Below are 16,159 nucleotides of genomic sequence, written 5' to 3'. Positions count from 1 at the left end.
ACAGGATAAAGAGAGGGCAGCGGAAAACCGCGCAGGCGCGGCCGGCCCGGTTGCCGTTCATTTGCTGGCAAACGGATCGCCGGCCTTCCGCAGCCTTTTGATCATGTCCGCATGCAGTTTTTCCCGTGTGGCCGCCCATGCGGGATCGTCTATCCGGTTCGCCAATTGGAACGGATCCTCCCGGTTGTCGAAAAGGAGCCACGGCCCGTCCTCGCGCACGGCATAGGTGTAACGATCCGTCCGCAATCCGCGGAACAGCGGCGCGGGATGGTTTTCGCCGCCCGAGGCGTGCTCCTTGGAAATGTGCATGATAAGTTGCGGATCGGACATCGGTTCGGAACCGTCCAGAATCGCGCGGGAAAGATCGCGTCCCGTACAGGAATCCGGCACGGGGATTCCCGCAAGGCCGCACAGGGTGGGAAAAATGTCAGGCGCACCGAACAGCGTGCGGCAGATCCGTTTTTTCGGCGCCACGCCCGGCCATCGGACAAAAAACGGCACCCGAAGCGATTCATCGTACGGTTGGCGTTTGCCGCCGAGACCGTGCGATCCCATCATGCTGCCGTGATCGGACGTGTAGACGACCAGGGTTTCGCCGTCGAGGCCGCGTTCTTCGAGACAGTCAAGGACGCGTCCGATTTCGTCGTCAATTGCCGAAATGTGCGCGTGATAACCCTGATAATAAGGCCATGTGGATTTGTTCCAAATGGCATTGTCTTTCATTTCGCCCCGGCGCACCGATTCCGGCACGTTGGCCCGCCACGGCAACGATCCCTGCGGATACATCGCCTTCTTTTCCTCCGGCGCGTCAAGGAAATCCGAATGCGGGGGATTCCACGACACCATCAGGAAGAACGGGCGTTCGTCCTTTACGCCGATGAAATCAATCGCCTGATCGGTCATCAGCCGCGCGTTATACCCTTTGGGACGGATCGGATCGCCTTCGCGCGGATGATACCGGGCCTTGTCCCAATGCGTGTTGTCCTCGGTCCAGATGAGCGACTCGTCGAATCCGAACGGTTCGGCGCGCACACCGCCCAGATGCCACTTGCCGATATATCCTGTCCGGTATCCCGCCGCCTTGAAGGCCTTGCCGGCCGTAAGATGGTTCGGGTCGAGCGGAATGCCGTTGTCCGTTACGCCTTGCTGGTGCGGCCAACGGCCCGTCATCAGCATTCCGCGATACGGCGAACAGACCGGCAGATTGCTGATGCAATGCGTAAACATCGTGCCTTCGGCGGCCAGGCGCACCATGTTCGGCGTGCGCAGTTCCGGCATTTCGGAGCACGACATGGACTGCCAGCGGTGCTCGTCGCTGAACAGGAACACGACGTTTGGACGCACGCGCGAGGGCATGGCGCCCCGTGCCCGGGATGCAAGGGTTGCTGCCGCCAATCCAAGAAACGTTCGCCTATGCATGGTTGTCACTCACCCTCCAGCGCCTCGTGGGGGCGGCACAACTTTCGTAACGGTTGTGCCACACCGGTTATACAACGGCCGCCATCAAGACAAAGCCAACAAGGACGTAACAAACAGCAATCCGGCGGGATAAGTCCTATTTGTCGTTTCCGTCCGGATTGTCCTTTTTCCTCGACCCATTCCCAATTATCAACGCTTGAAATCAGGTTATTGCATGAAGATCGCAAGAAAAACAAATTTCCCTTCTTGCCAAGGGAGGAGCGCCGAAGTTTGTGTGCGAAAATCGAGTTGAGGGGGTTGACAGGCGGTTTGGGATATGCTAGGATCGTCCTGTTAGCACTCGGCTTTGTCGAGTGCTAACGAAAATTAGTCATCTAAGGCTGCCTTGGGCGGCCGAAACACAAAAAACATCGAGTGAAGGAGATTTCGAACAATGGCCAAACAACTCATTTTCGGTCAGCCGGCGCATGCTTCCATCCTGAAAGGCATGGACATGCTGGCGAACGCGGTCAAGGCGACGCTGGGGCCCAAAGGGCGTAACGTGTTGATAGCGAAACCGTTTGGCGCACCGAACATCACGAAGGACGGTGTAACGGTCGCGAAAGATGTCGAATTGGCCGATCCGTTCGAGAACATGGGCGCCCGGATGATTCGGGAGGCGGCCAGCAAGACGCATGATGTGGCCGGCGACGGCACGACGACGGCGACCGTTCTCGCGCAGATCATGGTGCGCGAAGGGTTCCGTCATGTGACATCCGGCGCGAATCCGATGCATTTGAAGCGCGGCATGGACAAGGCGGCGGACATGATTATTCAGGCGGTGGCGTCCGTGTCGAAGAAGGTCAAGGGTCGCGACGAGATTAAGCAGGTGGCGACGATTTCGGCCAACGGGGACGATGAAATCGGTGAAATGATCGCGGACGCCATCGAGAAGGTCGGCAAGGACGGCGTCATCACCATCGAGGAAGGCAAGGGGATGAATACCGAGGTGGACATTGTGGACGGCATGCAGTTCGACCGCGGCTACCTGTCGCCGTATTTCGTAACGGACGCCGAAACGATGACGGCGACCTTGGAAGACTGTTATGTGCTGTGCCTCGAGAAGAAGATCAGTTCGGTGCGCGAGATTCTTCCTCTGTTGCAGTCGCTTGCGCAAACCGGCAAGCCCCTGCTGATCGTCGCGGAAGACGTCGAGGGCGAGGCCTTGGCCACCTTGGTGGTCAACCGGCTGCGCGGCATCCTGAAGGTCGTGGCGGTGAAATCGCCCGCATTCGGCGATCGCCGCAAGGAAATCCTGCGCGATATCGCGATACTGACGGGTGGCCAGTATATTTCGGAAGACCTTGGCGCGAAACTTGAAAATGTGACGCTCGATCAACTGGGCCGCGCAAAGCGTGTGGAAGTGACAAAGGACAATACCACCATCGTCGAAGGCGCCGGCAAGAAGAAGGAGATCATGGGCCGCTGCGAACAGATTCGGCGCGCCATCGAAACCACGACGTCGGACTATGATCGTGAAAAATTGCAGGAGCGGCTCGCAAAACTCGCCGGTGGTGTCGCGGTCATCAAAATCGGCGCGGCGACCGAAGTCGAATTGAAGGAAAAGAAGGCGCGGGCGGACGATGCGCTGCACGCCACACGCGCGGCCATCGAGGAAGGCATCGTGGCCGGCGGCGGGCTGGCGCTGCTCGAAGCATCGAAAAAACTCAAGGATCTCAAATTGGCCGGCGACGAAGCGACCGGCGTTGCAATCGTCGCGCGGGCCTGCACGGCGCCGTTGTCGCAGATTGCCGCGAACGCGGGACTTGAAGGTGAAGTGATAGTTCAGCAGGTCTTGGCGGGCAAAACGGGCTTTGGTCTCAACGCCGCGACGGGCGTCATCGAGGACTTGGTCAAGAGCGGCATCGTGGATCCGGCCAAGGTCATCCGTTCCGCGGTGCAGAATGCGGTCAGCGTCGCGACCACGATGCTCATGACGGCGTGCATGATCACCGATCTGCCCGAAAAGAAGAGCGATGAAGGCCATGGCCATCCGCACGGCGGCGGCATGGGCGGCATGGGCGGCATGGGCGGCATGGGTGGCATGGGTGGCATGATGTAATCCTTGCCAATACAGATTCACAAAGGGTCGGAGAAATCCGGCCCTTTTTTTTGAAATAGGAAAGTGGTTTTACGGGCAAGCGGCGCCCCAACCCGCCCCTCTGACGCATACAGTGCTGCATCTTGAAACAGTCGCGTTTGGGAATGAAATTGCCAAGGAATCCCGTCCACAATACCAAAAGGGGGAAATTTTACATAAGTCCTTGAATGACAATGTTTTGTGCTGAACGATGTCGCCGGTTCTTTTCTTGGCATAGGGCTTGTTTTTCCCCAATTGCAAGTTGAATAGGGTTCAAACAGTGAACAACAACCTTTATCAAGGAGGAAACGGACATGACCTACGCAACATGGAATCTCTTTAGAGAGATGGAAGCGCTCCGGCGCGAGGTGGAACGTGTCTTCGAGCAATCGGGATTCGATTGGCGGCGTCCGGCATTTGCGCGTGCGGCGTTTTTACCCGGAAGCGCGGCGCGGGCGTATCCGCTCATGAACCTGAGCGAAGACAAGGATAACTTGTACGTCGAGGCGCTGGCGCCCGGCGTGGATCCGGATTCGCTCGACATTGCGGTGTTGCGCGACACGCTGACCGTCAGCGGGGAAAAACAGGCCATCTCCGCCGACGTCAAACCGGAAGCGTTCCATCGCAATGAACGCGGCGCGGGCAAATTCACGCGGACAATCACCCTGCCGGTCGAGGTGGACGGCGACAAGGTAACGGCCCAGTACACCAACGGGTTGTTGCTGATCACGTTGCCGAAAGCCGAGGCGGCCAAACCGAAGCAAATCGCCGTCAAGGTAGCCTGAGCATTCAACAGAGGAGGTGTACGGCCATGAAAGAAACCACGGTTCCCCAGCAGCAGCAGCCAACAGCAGTCGCGGAGACGCGCGACGAGTCGCGCACGTTGACGCCCCCGGTGGACATCTTCGATGTCGAGGACGGGTTGGCGGTCATCGTGGACATGCCCGGCGTCGGGAAGGACGATCTCGATGTCCGCGTTGAAAACGACGTGCTGACCTTGTCCGGCAAGCCGAAATCGGCGCTTTCGCAGCCGCCCATCTACACGGAATTCCAACTGGCGAATTTCTTCCGGCAGTTCCAGTTGAGCGACCGTGTGGACCAGGACAAGATTCGCGCGGAAGCCAAGAACGGCGTGCTGACGCTCCATCTTCCCAAGGCCGAGAAAGCAAAACCGAAGAAGATTGCGGTTCAGGTAAAGTGAACCATGCAGGAAGCAACGCATGGGCTTGAAAGAGAAAGCGAGGTGTTTAGAATGTCGAACCTGATTCCAACCACATGGAAAGATTCCGTCGAACAGTTGCGCGGAAATGTGCTGGACCTTTTCGACCGCTGGATGCCCCCGATGCTGCGTCGCGATCGCGAACAAAGCCCTTCTCTGTGGCCCTACAATCTGTTCTCGCAGGGCGGACCGGCCGTCGAGGTGACCGAGGATGCGGAATCCGTCCACGTCAACGCCGAAATGCCCGGATTGGACGAAAAGGATTTTTCGGTCGAGATTCAGAACGATCGGCTTGTGTTGCGCGGTGAAAAGAAGGCGTCGCATGAGGAAAAACGGCGTGATTACCATTTCTCGGAATGCACCTATGGCGCATTTACCCGATGCATTCCGCTCCCGTGCGAAGTTGACGCCGACAAGGCTTCAGCGGTATATCGCAAGGGCATCTTGGCGATTACGCTGCCCAAGACGCCCGAATCGAAGGCGCGACGGATTAAAGTCGAAGTCGCCTAAAAACGGGCCCCGTTCCCTTTCCACGACGCCGGGAGGGCGATCTTCCCGGCGTCGTCTGGCTTTTTCGCGTAACAAGCATTCATCTTGAGAGTACCGAGTTCTTGAGATGATAAGGATGAGAATGTTCACGAAGATAGGCATTTCCGGGCCATTTCATGTCGGATCAGGCAACGAGATCTTGTGTTGAAATTGAAAATGGCCGCTTGGTAGCGCCGATTTCCCAATCGGCATGTCGTGTTTCAGCAAGCCGATTTGTAAATCGGCGTTACATTCCGAGACCTTCGCGACTCCGAGCACACGGTACTCTCGAGGCATTCATGCCACCGCGGGAAATGCACCGGGAAATGCGCCCGTCATTTGACGGGCTTTCCAGTCAGGATTATACTTCCTCCCAGGGTTGTTTATTGAAAGAGATTGGCCAAAGGGCACAGTCAGGCGAATTTTTCCTTGTTTTCACCGCATCGGCACGGCAGGAAAGGCGGCGGACAGGGGATCCAAACAGGAGTGAACGGTATGGCGACTACGGCGGCAGGTTCATTGTTGCGTTTCAAGGTGGCGGACATCGGTCTCGCGGAGTGGGGCCGTAAGGAAATCGAGATGGCCGAGAAGGAAATGCCCGGCCTCATGGCCATCCGGGCGCGCTATGCCGCGAAACAGCCGCTGCGGGGCGCGCGGATCATGGGATCGCTCCACATGACCATCCAGACGGCGGTCCTGATCGAAACGCTTGCGGCGCTGGGCGCGGACGTCCGCTGGGCAAGTTGCAACATTTATTCGACGCAGGATCATGCCGCGGCGGCGATTGCGAAGGCGGGAATTCCGGTCTTCGCATGGAAGGGCGAGACGCTCGAGGAGTATTGGTGGTGCACGTACGAGGCGATGCGTTTCGATGGCGGCCTGCATCCCAACCTGATCGTGGACGACGGCGGCGACGCCACCCTTCTGATTCATCGCGGTTATGAGATGGAAGAAGAATTCAATCGCACGGGCGCGTTGCCTGCGGTCTGCACGGACAACCCGGAAGTGGCCATCGTGGACACGCTGCTGCACTCGATTCACGCCCAAAATCCGAACCATTGGCACGAGGTCGTGCCGCAATGGATCGGGGTTTCGGAAGAAACCACGACCGGCGTGCACCGCCTGTACCAGCGCATGAAGGAAGGCCGCCTGTACACCCGCGCGATGAACGTCAACGACAGCGTGACGAAATCGAAATTCGACAACCTCTACGGCTGCCGCGAATCGCTCGGCGACGGCATCAAGCGCGCCACCGACGTGATGGTGGCGGGCAAGGTGGTCGTCGTGGCCGGTTATGGCGACGTTGGCAAGGGCTGCGCGCAGGCCATGCGCGGACTGGGCGCGCGCGTGCTGATTACCGAAATCGATCCGATTTGCGCGCTCCAAGCCTGCATGGAAGGCTACCAGGTCGTCACGATGGCCGAGGCGGCGCCCATCGGCGACATCTTCGTCACCGCGACGGGTTGCTGCGACGTGATTCGCGCCGAACACTTCAAGGTCATGAAGGACGAGGCCATTCTCTGCAACATCGGCCATTTCGATTCCGAGATCGAAATAGCCTGGCTCGAATCGCAGCCGGACATCCGGGAAATCAACATCAAGCCGCAGGTGGACAAGTTCGTGTTTCCGGACGGCCGTTCATTGATCGTGTTGGCGCGCGGACGCCTGGTGAACCTCGGCTGCGCCACCGGCCATCCGTCCTTCGTCATGTCGAATTCATTCGCCAACCAGACACTGGCCCAAATCGCGCTGTTCACCGAACCGGACAAATATGAAGTCGGCAAAGTCTACACGCTTCCGAAATCGCTCGACGAGGAAGTGGCGCGGCTGCATCTGGACAAATTGGGCGCCAAACTCGATACCTTGTCGCCGAAACAGGCCGAGTATCTCGGCGTTCCCGTAACCGGCCCTTTCAAGCCGGAACATTACCGGTATTGAACGGATCCGTTCCCCGTTTGGTTTCGTCGCCGCCACCCATGGGTGGCGGCGTTTTTTCTTTACTTGGCGAGGCTTTCCTCGCGTGTTTGCAGCCAATGTGAGTCCGTGGCACAATAGAGGGCAAAAAGCGATAGTTGACTGAGGGAGGATTTTCGTATTCATGGGCGCTTTGATACCCATTGTGTCCCTGTTGGCGGTGGTGGCGCTGGGGCTGATTGTGGTCCGCATCGGTTCCGTGGCGCTCAAGTTTACGGGCCTGTCGTATGAGTTGGCCCGGTTTCAAGCGTTGTCAGCCTTTCTGGGGGTTGGATTCACGACGCAGGAATCGGAAGAGGTGCTTGAACATCCTGTTCGCCGGCGCATCATCCGTGTGCTCATGTTGTTGGGCAATGCCGGATTCGTGGCCGCCATTTCTTCCATCATTCCCGTGTTTATTACGGCGAGCGACCGGGCGGAAACGTTTGCGACCAAAATGCTTGTGCTCGTTTCCGGTCTGGTGCTGGTATGGGTCATTTCCATCAGCAAGTGGATTGAAAACTGGATGTCGCGGGCGATTGGATGGGCGCTCAAGCATTGGACGCGGCTTGATGTGTACGATTATCACGGACTGCTTCAACTGGGCATGGGATACTCGGTCAGCGAATTGAAGGTTGAACCCAATGCATGGGTTGCGGGACGGAATTTGGCCGACTTGCGGCTGGGGGACGAAGGGGTTCAGGTATTGGCGATACGCCGTTCCGACGGCGAGTTCGTCGGCACGCCGACCGGCGGCACCTATATCCGACGGGGGGACACCCTTATCCTGTATGGCAAAGCGGGGCAATTGGCCGAATTGGACGGACGCCAAGCCGGCGAAGAGGGCGACAAGGCCCATCGGCAACGCGTGGAGGAAATGCGCGGCAACAACGGGGAAATGGAACCGGATCAGCGTGCCGCTCCGCGTGAATGTCCGGTGTAGAAAGCGGCAGGCGCACAGGGCCGCATCAAAGGATTCTCAACAGGAAGGGAAGTACCGTTGGATATTGAACGTCTCAAGCGCATTCGCGCGTTTTTGCTCGACATGGACGGCACCATCTATCTGGGACCCAACCCGATACCGGGTGCGCCGGAATTTCTGCGCTTTCTTGTCGAATCCGGCCGCAAACGGCTCTTTTTCACGAACAATCCGACGGTGGACGCCGCGCGGTACGCGGTCAAGTTGGAAGGCATGGGCATAGACGCCGAACCGGCGGACATCTTGACCTCCGGCGAGGCCACCGCGCGCTATCTCGTGTCCGAAACGCCGTATCGCCGCGTGTATGTAATCGGGACGCCCTCGTTCGAGAAGGAACTGATCCGCGCGGGAATTGACGTCGTGTTCGACCGGCCCGAAGCCGTCGTGTTGGCATTCGACAAAACGCTGACCTACGCCAAGCTGGAACAGGCATGCCTGTTGCTCCGTGCGGGACTTCCCTACATCGCCACCAACCCCGACAAGGTATGTCCGACCGAATACGGCTATATCCCGGATTGCGCCGCGACCGCCGCATTGCTGTCCGCCGCCACGAACGGCCGCGAGCCCAAATACATCGGAAAACCCAATCCGGAGATGATTCGCATGGGGTTGCAAAAACTGGATGTCGGGCCGGAGGAGACCGCGATGGTCGGCGATCGCCTCTATACCGACATGCAGATGGCCTACAACGCCGGAACTGTTTCCATTCTCGTGCTCAGCGGCGAAACCACGCGCGAGGATCTCGCCCGCGCGGAACGACGGCCCGACTACGTCTTCGACTCTGTCCGGGAACTTCACCGGCATCTCGAGTAGATTCCGGCAGGGGCCAATTGCTATCGTAGCGACACGAATCGTCAGCATGAACGGGAGAACAATCATGGCACGGAAATCGTCGGTTGCGAAAAAACGTGAGGCGCGCGTGCGCCCGTTGCGGGTGGGCGTTGTCGGGTTGCGGGGAATCGGGCAGCAACATGCGGACTGCCACATGCAGGATCCGCTGTCGAAATTGGTGGCTGTCTGCGACGTGGTCAAGGAACGCGCCGACACGGTCGCGGCGAAGCACAAGGTCAAGGCCTACTACACGCTCGCCGACATGCTCAGGCATGAAGACCTCGACATGGTGGACGTGACGACGGGCGGGTTCGAAAACGGAAGCTGGCACTTCGAGCCGGCCATGGAAGCGATGGAAGCGGGCAAGCATGTCCTTGTGGAAAAGCCGTTGTCGAACGATGTCGGCGAAGCGCGCCAGATGTTCGCCAAGGCCCGCGAAAAGGACGTCTACCTCGGTTGCAACCTGAACCATTATTTCACGCCGCCCGCCGAAAAGGCGCGCGAATACATGGATGCCGGGCGCCTCGGCGAGTTGGTCTACTGCCTGCACAAGATGGGCTTTTCCGCCGGGGAAGAAAATTACTCGCCGCCGGGGTCGTCGCGGTTCAAGGGGTTTCCCTACGCGCACCTGAAGGCATTCCTTTCGCATCCCTTCAGCGTGATGCGGTACTTTTGCGGCGACGTGACGCATGTCCAGGCTTTCGTGACGCGCCCCGGCTTCCGCCGCCGCGCCGCCGATCCGATGCTTTCGACGGTCAGCATCCATGTGCGTTTCGCCAACGAGGCGGCCGGCTATCTGCTCAGTCAGCGCGGCGATGCCGCGTATGGTCTCGGCGGATGGTGGAGTCTCGAAGTCGCGGGCACGCGGGGGACCTTCTGCATCGAAAACTGCATCGAAAAGGTGACGTTCTGGTCCGCCGCGAATCCCGGCGAACCCACCGTGTTCAATTCAGGCATCACCGACTTCGGGCAGACCTTCCCGCGGCGCATCCATGCGTTCCTCGAAGATGTGACGAATGGCGTGCCCAAGGAAAACCTGCGCGCGTCCGCCCGTGACGCGCTGGCCGCGCTCGAATACACCTGGGCCGTCATGGAGTCCTACGAACAGGGCGGGATCTTGGTGCGTCCGCATCCCTTGCCGCCGATCCACGGCGACCCGAAGACGCTGCTCGACTGAGGACCGCGCGTGGACAACGCAGACGCCGGGAAAAACGCCCCAAGAAAGGCGTTCCGTTTGCATTGACTTTGGATCGCCCGTTATAACAGCGGTTGTGTTGTGAAGGAGGAAACGCGGCGTGTGTCGGCGGGCGTTGTGGGTGGCCATCCTGGCGGGATTTGGGGCGGCCGCGGATCCATTATCCGACGCGCCGGCGCTGGAGCCCACGCAAATTCGGGGCGATTTACAGGTCTGGGCGTGGAACATCGCGGCGGGCAGCCTCGACAAGCTGGCGCCGGGATTCAACGGGATTTTCCCGAATTGCCGCGTCAACGTGCACATGAGCGGCGCGAACCTCCAGTCGCGGTTCCTGTTGTCGCTTTCCGCGGGGGTTGGCGCGCCGGACATCTCGCAACTGCAAATCCGCGAAGCGCCGCGCTATTCCATCACGGGCAAGCTGGCCGATCTGACAGACGTCGCGAAGAAATATGAAACCATGTTCCCGGCGTCGTTCTGGCAGGATTGCGTCTACCAAGGGCGCATCCATGCCATTCCGTGGGATATGGGGCCGTGCGCGGTCTTCTACAAGCGCCCCCTTTTCGATCGCTTCGGCATCAATCCTGAAACCATCGAGACGTGGGACGACTACATCGCCGCAGGCAAGGAACTCGTGGCGCGTTCGAACGGCAAGACCCGGATGTTGTGCCTTGCGACCGGCAGTCTCGGCGACTTTTTCGAACTCCTTGCCCAGCAGAACAATGCGCAGATCTTCGACGCCCAAGGACGCATCGCCATTCATTCACCCGAAATGCTCGACGTATTCGTCCTGCTGAAAAAGATGTTCGAAGCCGGTATCGGCGCGAACATCGCGGCATGGGGACCGGAATTCATGGCGTCGCTCAAGGCCGACAGCGTCGCAACGTATCCGACGGCCGCGTGGTTCGGCGGAACGATCCGCGACTATGCGCCGGACACGTCCGGTTCGTGGGGCGTTTTTCGCTTGCCGGCGTTTCGCCCCGGCGGGCTGCGCACGAGCAATCTCGGCGGATCGGTGCTGGTCATTCCGGACCAATGCACCCAGAAATTCGCCGCATGGAAATTCATCGAATATGCGTTGTGCACGCCCGCGCCGCAGATTGAGCAGTACCGCAATTTCGAGCTTTTCCCCGCGCTCACGACGACGCACGGCGATCCGTTTTTCGATGAAGACGTCCCGTTCTTCGGAGGACAGAAAGTCCGGCGGCTGTTCTCAATGGACATTGACAAAATTCCGCCCATGATCCGGACGACGGACTGGATGGAGGCGATGCGCTACATCTCGCAGGCGCTCAGCAAGTGGGCCACGGGCGGACTCGGAGATCCCGCCATTCTTCTCGAAGGTCTCGAAGACAAACTCAGCCGCAGGCTGAACCGGGCGGTCGCGCCATGAGCAGCATCCCGGCTCCGAGCCTGCGCATGCGTCTCTGGCGTCATCGCCATTTCTACCTTTTCATCTCGCCGTTTTTTCTGTTGTTCGCCCTGTTCGGCCTCTACCCGCTTCTTTTCTCGTTTTATCTCGCGTTCACCAAATGGGACAGCCTGACGCCCATCGAATGGGTTGGGCTGGGGAATTTCGCGACGATGCTGCACGACGAAATCCTCGTGACCTCGCTGTGGAATACCTTTGCTATCGGCTGCATGTATGTTCCGCCGATGCTGATCGGCGCGTTCTTGTTCGCCGTCATGCTGAATGCCTCCTGGTTGCGTTTTCGCGCGTTTTTCCGCGCGGCGTTCTTCCTGCCCGTCGTGACGCCGATGGTCGTGGTGGCGATTGTGTTCCTTCTGCTTTACGGCCAAGAGACCGGCCTGTTGAACTATCTGATCGGCCTGTTTGGGATTGATCCCGCGCCATGGCTCGTGAGCGAGCGCTGGTCGAAACCCTCGATTGCGATCCTGCTGGTCTGGCGCTGGACCGGCTACAACATGGTCTTGATGCTGGCGGGTTTGCAGGGCATTTCGAACGAATACTACGAGGCGGCGCGCATGGACGGCGCGAATGCGTGGCAGCGCATGCGGCACATCACCATGCCTCTGATGCGCCCGATATTCGTCTTTTGCGCGATCATGTCGCTCATCGGCACCGTCTACATGTTCGACGAAGTCTTCGTGCTGACCCAGGGCGGACCGGGAACCTCCTCGACCAATTTCGGCCTCTACCTGTTCAACGTGTCGTTTACCGATTTCAAGTTCGGCTATGCGTCGTGCATGGCCTACACCGTGGCCTTTTTCGTCTTCATCGCCTCGCTGCTGATCCTGCGACTGCGAAAAAGCGGCGCCGAGTAACGTACCATGGACATTCATTCTGCGAGAAAAGAAAATGCGGGGATGATGGAGATGGAGAAGATGGCGCACGCCTTTCCATTTATCACTCCCCTTGTCTTCATCATCCCCTTGTCCCCCTTTCTTGCGCCATCCCGGAGATATTGCCCGTGCGACGCATTCTGATCTATGCCTTGCTGACCGCGCTGGCGCTGGTCTTTCTGTTTCCTTTCTATTGGCTCTTGATTTCCGCGTTCAAAGCCAAGGAACAGATTTTCGTGCTGCCGCCGGAATTCTGGCCGAATCCGTGGCGCGTCGAGAATTTCGTTGATGTCTTCCGAAAAACGCATATCGTCCGCGCGTTCTTCAACTCGACCTTCATCGCGGCGGGACACTGCACGCTCGCGCTGTTCCTGTGTTCCTTGGCCGGTTACGCCTTCGCCAAGTTTCCTCACGCGCCCGGCCGCGACAAGTTGTTCGCGTTCGTTCTCGCCACGATGATGATCCCCGGCGCGGTAACGTTGATCCCCGTGTTCGTGGTCTTGTGCAAAGTCCACGCTATCAACACCTATTGGGCGATGATCGTCCCCGGCGCGGCGAGCGCGTTCGGCATCTTTTGGATGCGCCAGTACACGATTGATAATGTCCATAACGACCTGCTCGACGCGGCGCGCATAGACGGCTGCGGCGAATTCGCGATTTACTGGCGCGTGGTTCTGCCAATCCTGAAACCCGCCCTCGGCGCGCTCGGCATCGTGCTGCTGATCGGCGTGTGGAACAACCTCATGTGGGCGTTCATCGTCCTGCGCACGGAAAGCATGTATACCCTGCCGCTCGTGATCTATCTGCTCAACGGTGAAAATCGAACGCCCTTCGAACTCATCATGGCCGCCAGCCTCGTCGCGACCGTCCCCCTTGTCGTCGCCTTTCTCGCTTTCCAGCGCCAGTTTATCCAAGGCATTACCGCCGGCGCCATCAAGGGGTGAGGGGAGTGTGTTGCCGGTTGCCGGCGGCCGTCATTCGTGTTTCCGCTTGATAATCCACGGATCCTTGGTGCGTTCCTGAAAGGCTTTGAGTTTTTCCCGTAATTCCCGCAGGACCTCCGCATGATGAGGATCATCCGCCAGATTGTGAACTTCATCCGGGTCGTTTTCGAGATCGTACAACTCGAATTCGGGCCGGTGAAGATAGGCGTCCACGTTCCGCTTGCCATAGACCTTGATGTCCCGGTCCAAGACGGCCTGCCACGTCCTCGATTCCCAAAGGTCCGACGCGAACGGGTATTCGAGCGGGTGCGCGATGTTCATGATCAATTTGTGTCGCCGTGTTCGCACCGATCGCATCGGGTAGTACATCGTCACTTCGTGGAACGTGTGCGAGCAATAGATCTCATCCCAGCCTTCCGGGTGTGTTTCGACAAGGACCGGCAGGAACGATCGCCCGTGAAACGCTTCCGGATTCTTTAGCGCGCCCGCGAAATCGAGGATGGTCGGTGTAATGTCGGCCCATGTGATCATCGCGTCGCACGTCCGCCCCTGTTTCTTCTCGAAGGGATTGCGCACAATGCACGGCAGGCGCGTTCCCGGATCGTACAGCGTCGTCTTGGCGCCGGGCCACGGCGCCCCGTTGTCCGACAAAAAAATCACGAGCGTGTCGTCCCAGTGGCCGGTGTCTTTCAAGATTTGAATGAGCCGGGGCAATCCGGCATCGCACCGCTCGATCGAGCCGTAATACGCGGCCAATTCCTCGCGGCATTCGGGAATGTCGGGCAAGTAGGGCGGCACGACCACGTCCGCCGGGGCGATGCCGGCCGAGCCTTCGCGCCGGAACGGCCGGTGCGGCTCCGTTGGACAGAAATAGAGGAAAAACGGCTTTTCGCTTTCGTCCGCGACGATGGCCCGGCATGCCTCGGCCATCCGTACGGGCGCGTCGCCCTTGAGATACTCATCGAAATGGTAGAGCGGTTCCGGCTCGACATGGAACTTGCCCGCGCACGCTGTCCGGTAGCCCGCCTCGCGCAACAATACCGGCAGGCTCACGACGTTCGGCAGCGACACGAAATGGTGGTAGCCGTGCGCGAGACCGTACTGTCCCGTCGCATGATTGTGTTTGCCCGAGAGGAGCACGGAGCGGCTCGGGCTGCAACTGGCCGTCGTACAGTGCGCCTGCGTGAATCGGACGCCGTCCTGTGCAAGCGCATCCATGCCCGGCGTGCGCACGACCGGGTTTCCGTAACATCCGGCCATGTCCGTGCCAAGATCGTCCGCCACATACAGGATCACGTTGCGTTTTGCCGCGGCGGCGCCCGCGCCCGACATCGCCAGCATGCCCGCGCCCGCCCCGACCCGTTTCATGAAACTCCGCCTGTTCATTTCATGTTACCTCCCTGGGAGCGGACGTGGACTGCGGTCCGCGCGGCTGTCACGAGGCGCTCGCGTGCGCCGGGGATCCCATCACCTTAGCATCCTGTTCCTTGATGAACGCTAGAATATCGTCAAGCACCTTGACAACGGTATCGTGGTCCATGCCGATGTGATCGCCCTCGTAATACTTGATGATTTTCGGTTCCTTCGCGGCCTGATGGAACGCCTTCGCCGCGCCGGCCGAAATCAGGCCGTCGTCCGTGCCGTTCTGGAAGAAAATCGGACGGGGCGATATTTGCGCGATGTAATGGACCGGATCGGCCGGACTCAGCAAATACCAGACCACCGCCTTCGCGAGCCACATGGGGACGTACTTGCGGATTTCGCCGGCAACCATCCGCGCCTCGAGCATCTCCGGGATGTTGCCGCCGCCGTAACACAGCGACACGGCGGGGATGCGCTTGTCGAAGGCCGCCACGGTGCTTCCGGTGATTGCGCCGTAACTTGCGCCGGTCAGGTAGATCCGGTTCGGAAAGATATCGGGCCGCGTCTGCAGATAATCAATCAGACGGCGGGTATCGTTGACAGTAAACGCCGGACGCCGAATGAAGGCCTTGGCCTCCTCGAGCGGCGAGGCGCCCTTCAGTCGCCGTTCACCGCGCATCAACTGGTCGAAACTGACGAAGGCGAATCCGGCCTGGACAAACGGATCGGCGATTTCGTCGAGAAATCCCTTATGTTGGCCGATGCCGTGAAGAAAAATGATGCAGGGCCACGGCCCCTTGCCTTCCTTGGGCGTGGCCATCAGCGCGGGCACCCGCTGGTTCATGTAGCCGTTGTAGTAGAATTCCGTGCGGATATAGCCGGGCCGCTCCTGAATGTCCGTCTCCTTTGCGTCGAGCGGCGCTTTCGGATCGTATCCGTTGAAATACGTCGCGCCCATCGCGATTTTGGCGGCCGTCAATCCCACGGCCAACACGACAATCAACACCCCGACGACAATACCGGCTATCTTCAACGCTTTCATTTTCATTCACCATCCCGTGCCGCATCATGCATCCACTTCATGACGGCATGGTACCCGCCGGCATGCCGACAGTCAAGAAAACGCGTTTTTCCGCCTGGGGGAACCGTAGAAGAGGCTTCCAGTCTCTTGCTGGAATTTGTACATTTTAGTCCGATGGACTTTATGCATGACCGATGAGGACACCCCTCGCATGGGGTCGAGCGAAGGGCAGGTTAGTCCCGTAGGGACGGTTTGACTGTAGCCCAGGAGGAACTCCTGGGACACGGG

At 59.2% G+C, this 16,159-nt stretch carries 14 protein-coding genes; 11 read left to right on the top strand and 3 right to left on the bottom strand.

What is annotated here, in order from left to right; genetic code table 11:
* Positions 1-57 precede the first annotated feature (57 nt).
* Complete coding sequence (locus P5540_16540) at positions 58-1,419, bottom strand: sulfatase (protein HRT66425.1); 1,362 nt, start codon at positions 1,417-1,419, stop codon at positions 58-60.
* Between the two features lie 433 nt (positions 1,420-1,852).
* Here P5540_16540 and groL point away from each other — a divergent pair, with 433 nt between their 5' ends.
* From groL to P5540_16485, 11 genes are all read left to right on the top strand, one after another.
* On the top strand, positions 1,853-3,520 hold the full coding sequence (gene groL, locus P5540_16535; protein ID HRT66424.1) for a chaperonin GroEL: 1,668 nt from the start codon (positions 1,853-1,855) through the stop codon (positions 3,518-3,520).
* Positions 3,521-3,852: 332 nt separating this feature from the next.
* The gene (locus P5540_16530; GenBank protein ID HRT66423.1) at positions 3,853-4,323 is read left to right on the top strand and encodes an Hsp20/alpha crystallin family protein; all 471 of its coding nucleotides are present in this window, start codon (positions 3,853-3,855) and stop codon (positions 4,321-4,323) included.
* 26 nt (positions 4,324-4,349) lie between these two features.
* Positions 4,350-4,739 carry an Hsp20/alpha crystallin family protein gene (locus P5540_16525; protein HRT66422.1) on the top strand — a complete coding sequence of 130 codons (390 nt, stop codon included), beginning with the start codon at positions 4,350-4,352 and terminating at the stop codon, positions 4,737-4,739.
* Between the two features lie 51 nt (positions 4,740-4,790).
* Entirely contained in the window at positions 4,791-5,267 is a 477-nt protein-coding gene (locus P5540_16520) for an Hsp20/alpha crystallin family protein (GenBank protein HRT66421.1), read from the top strand.
* Positions 5,268-5,780: 513 nt separating this feature from the next.
* A complete protein-coding gene (gene ahcY, locus P5540_16515; protein ID HRT66420.1) occupies positions 5,781-7,223 on the top strand; it encodes an adenosylhomocysteinase in 1,443 nt (480 codons plus the stop codon).
* A 160-nt stretch (positions 7,224-7,383) separates the two neighbouring features.
* Positions 7,384-8,181 carry a TrkA C-terminal domain-containing protein gene (locus P5540_16510; protein ID HRT66419.1) on the top strand — a complete coding sequence of 266 codons (798 nt, stop codon included), beginning with the start codon at positions 7,384-7,386 and terminating at the stop codon, positions 8,179-8,181.
* Between the two features lie 57 nt (positions 8,182-8,238).
* Positions 8,239-9,030, top strand: coding sequence for an HAD-IIA family hydrolase (locus tag P5540_16505; protein HRT66418.1), 792 nt, complete (start codon positions 8,239-8,241; stop codon positions 9,028-9,030).
* 64 nt (positions 9,031-9,094) lie between these two features.
* Positions 9,095-10,225 (top strand): Gfo/Idh/MocA family oxidoreductase, encoded by a 1,131-nt coding sequence (locus P5540_16500; protein ID HRT66417.1) that lies wholly within the window; start codon positions 9,095-9,097, stop codon positions 10,223-10,225.
* Between the two features lie 118 nt (positions 10,226-10,343).
* Positions 10,344-11,633 carry an extracellular solute-binding protein gene (locus P5540_16495; protein ID HRT66416.1) on the top strand — a complete coding sequence of 430 codons (1,290 nt, stop codon included), beginning with the start codon at positions 10,344-10,346 and terminating at the stop codon, positions 11,631-11,633.
* A complete protein-coding gene (locus tag P5540_16490) occupies positions 11,630-12,526 on the top strand; it encodes a sugar ABC transporter permease (GenBank protein HRT66415.1) in 897 nt (298 codons plus the stop codon). Before P5540_16495 ends, P5540_16490 begins: the two co-directional genes overlap by 4 nt.
* A gap of 146 nt (positions 12,527-12,672) precedes the next feature.
* Positions 12,673-13,488 carry a carbohydrate ABC transporter permease gene (locus tag P5540_16485; GenBank protein ID HRT66414.1) on the top strand — a complete coding sequence of 272 codons (816 nt, stop codon included), beginning with the start codon at positions 12,673-12,675 and terminating at the stop codon, positions 13,486-13,488.
* Between the two features lie 30 nt (positions 13,489-13,518).
* Here P5540_16485 and P5540_16480 read toward each other — a convergent pair whose 3' ends face one another.
* Together P5540_16480 and P5540_16475 are read right to left on the bottom strand one after the other, a co-directional pair.
* Positions 13,519-14,874, bottom strand: a complete 1,356-nt coding sequence (locus P5540_16480; protein HRT66413.1) for a sulfatase — start codon at positions 14,872-14,874, stop codon at positions 13,519-13,521.
* 49 nt (positions 14,875-14,923) lie between these two features.
* Positions 14,924-15,892 (bottom strand): dienelactone hydrolase family protein, encoded by a 969-nt coding sequence (locus tag P5540_16475; protein ID HRT66412.1) that lies wholly within the window; start codon positions 15,890-15,892, stop codon positions 14,924-14,926.
* Between the last annotated feature and the right edge of the window lie 267 nt (positions 15,893-16,159).

It is taken from the genome of Candidatus Hydrogenedentota bacterium (assembly GCA_035450225.1).
Taxonomy (GTDB): domain Bacteria; phylum Hydrogenedentota; class Hydrogenedentia; order Hydrogenedentales; family SLHB01; genus DSVR01.
Note: the sequence above shows the minus strand (reverse complement) of the source record. Positions and strands in the feature narration are given on the sequence as shown.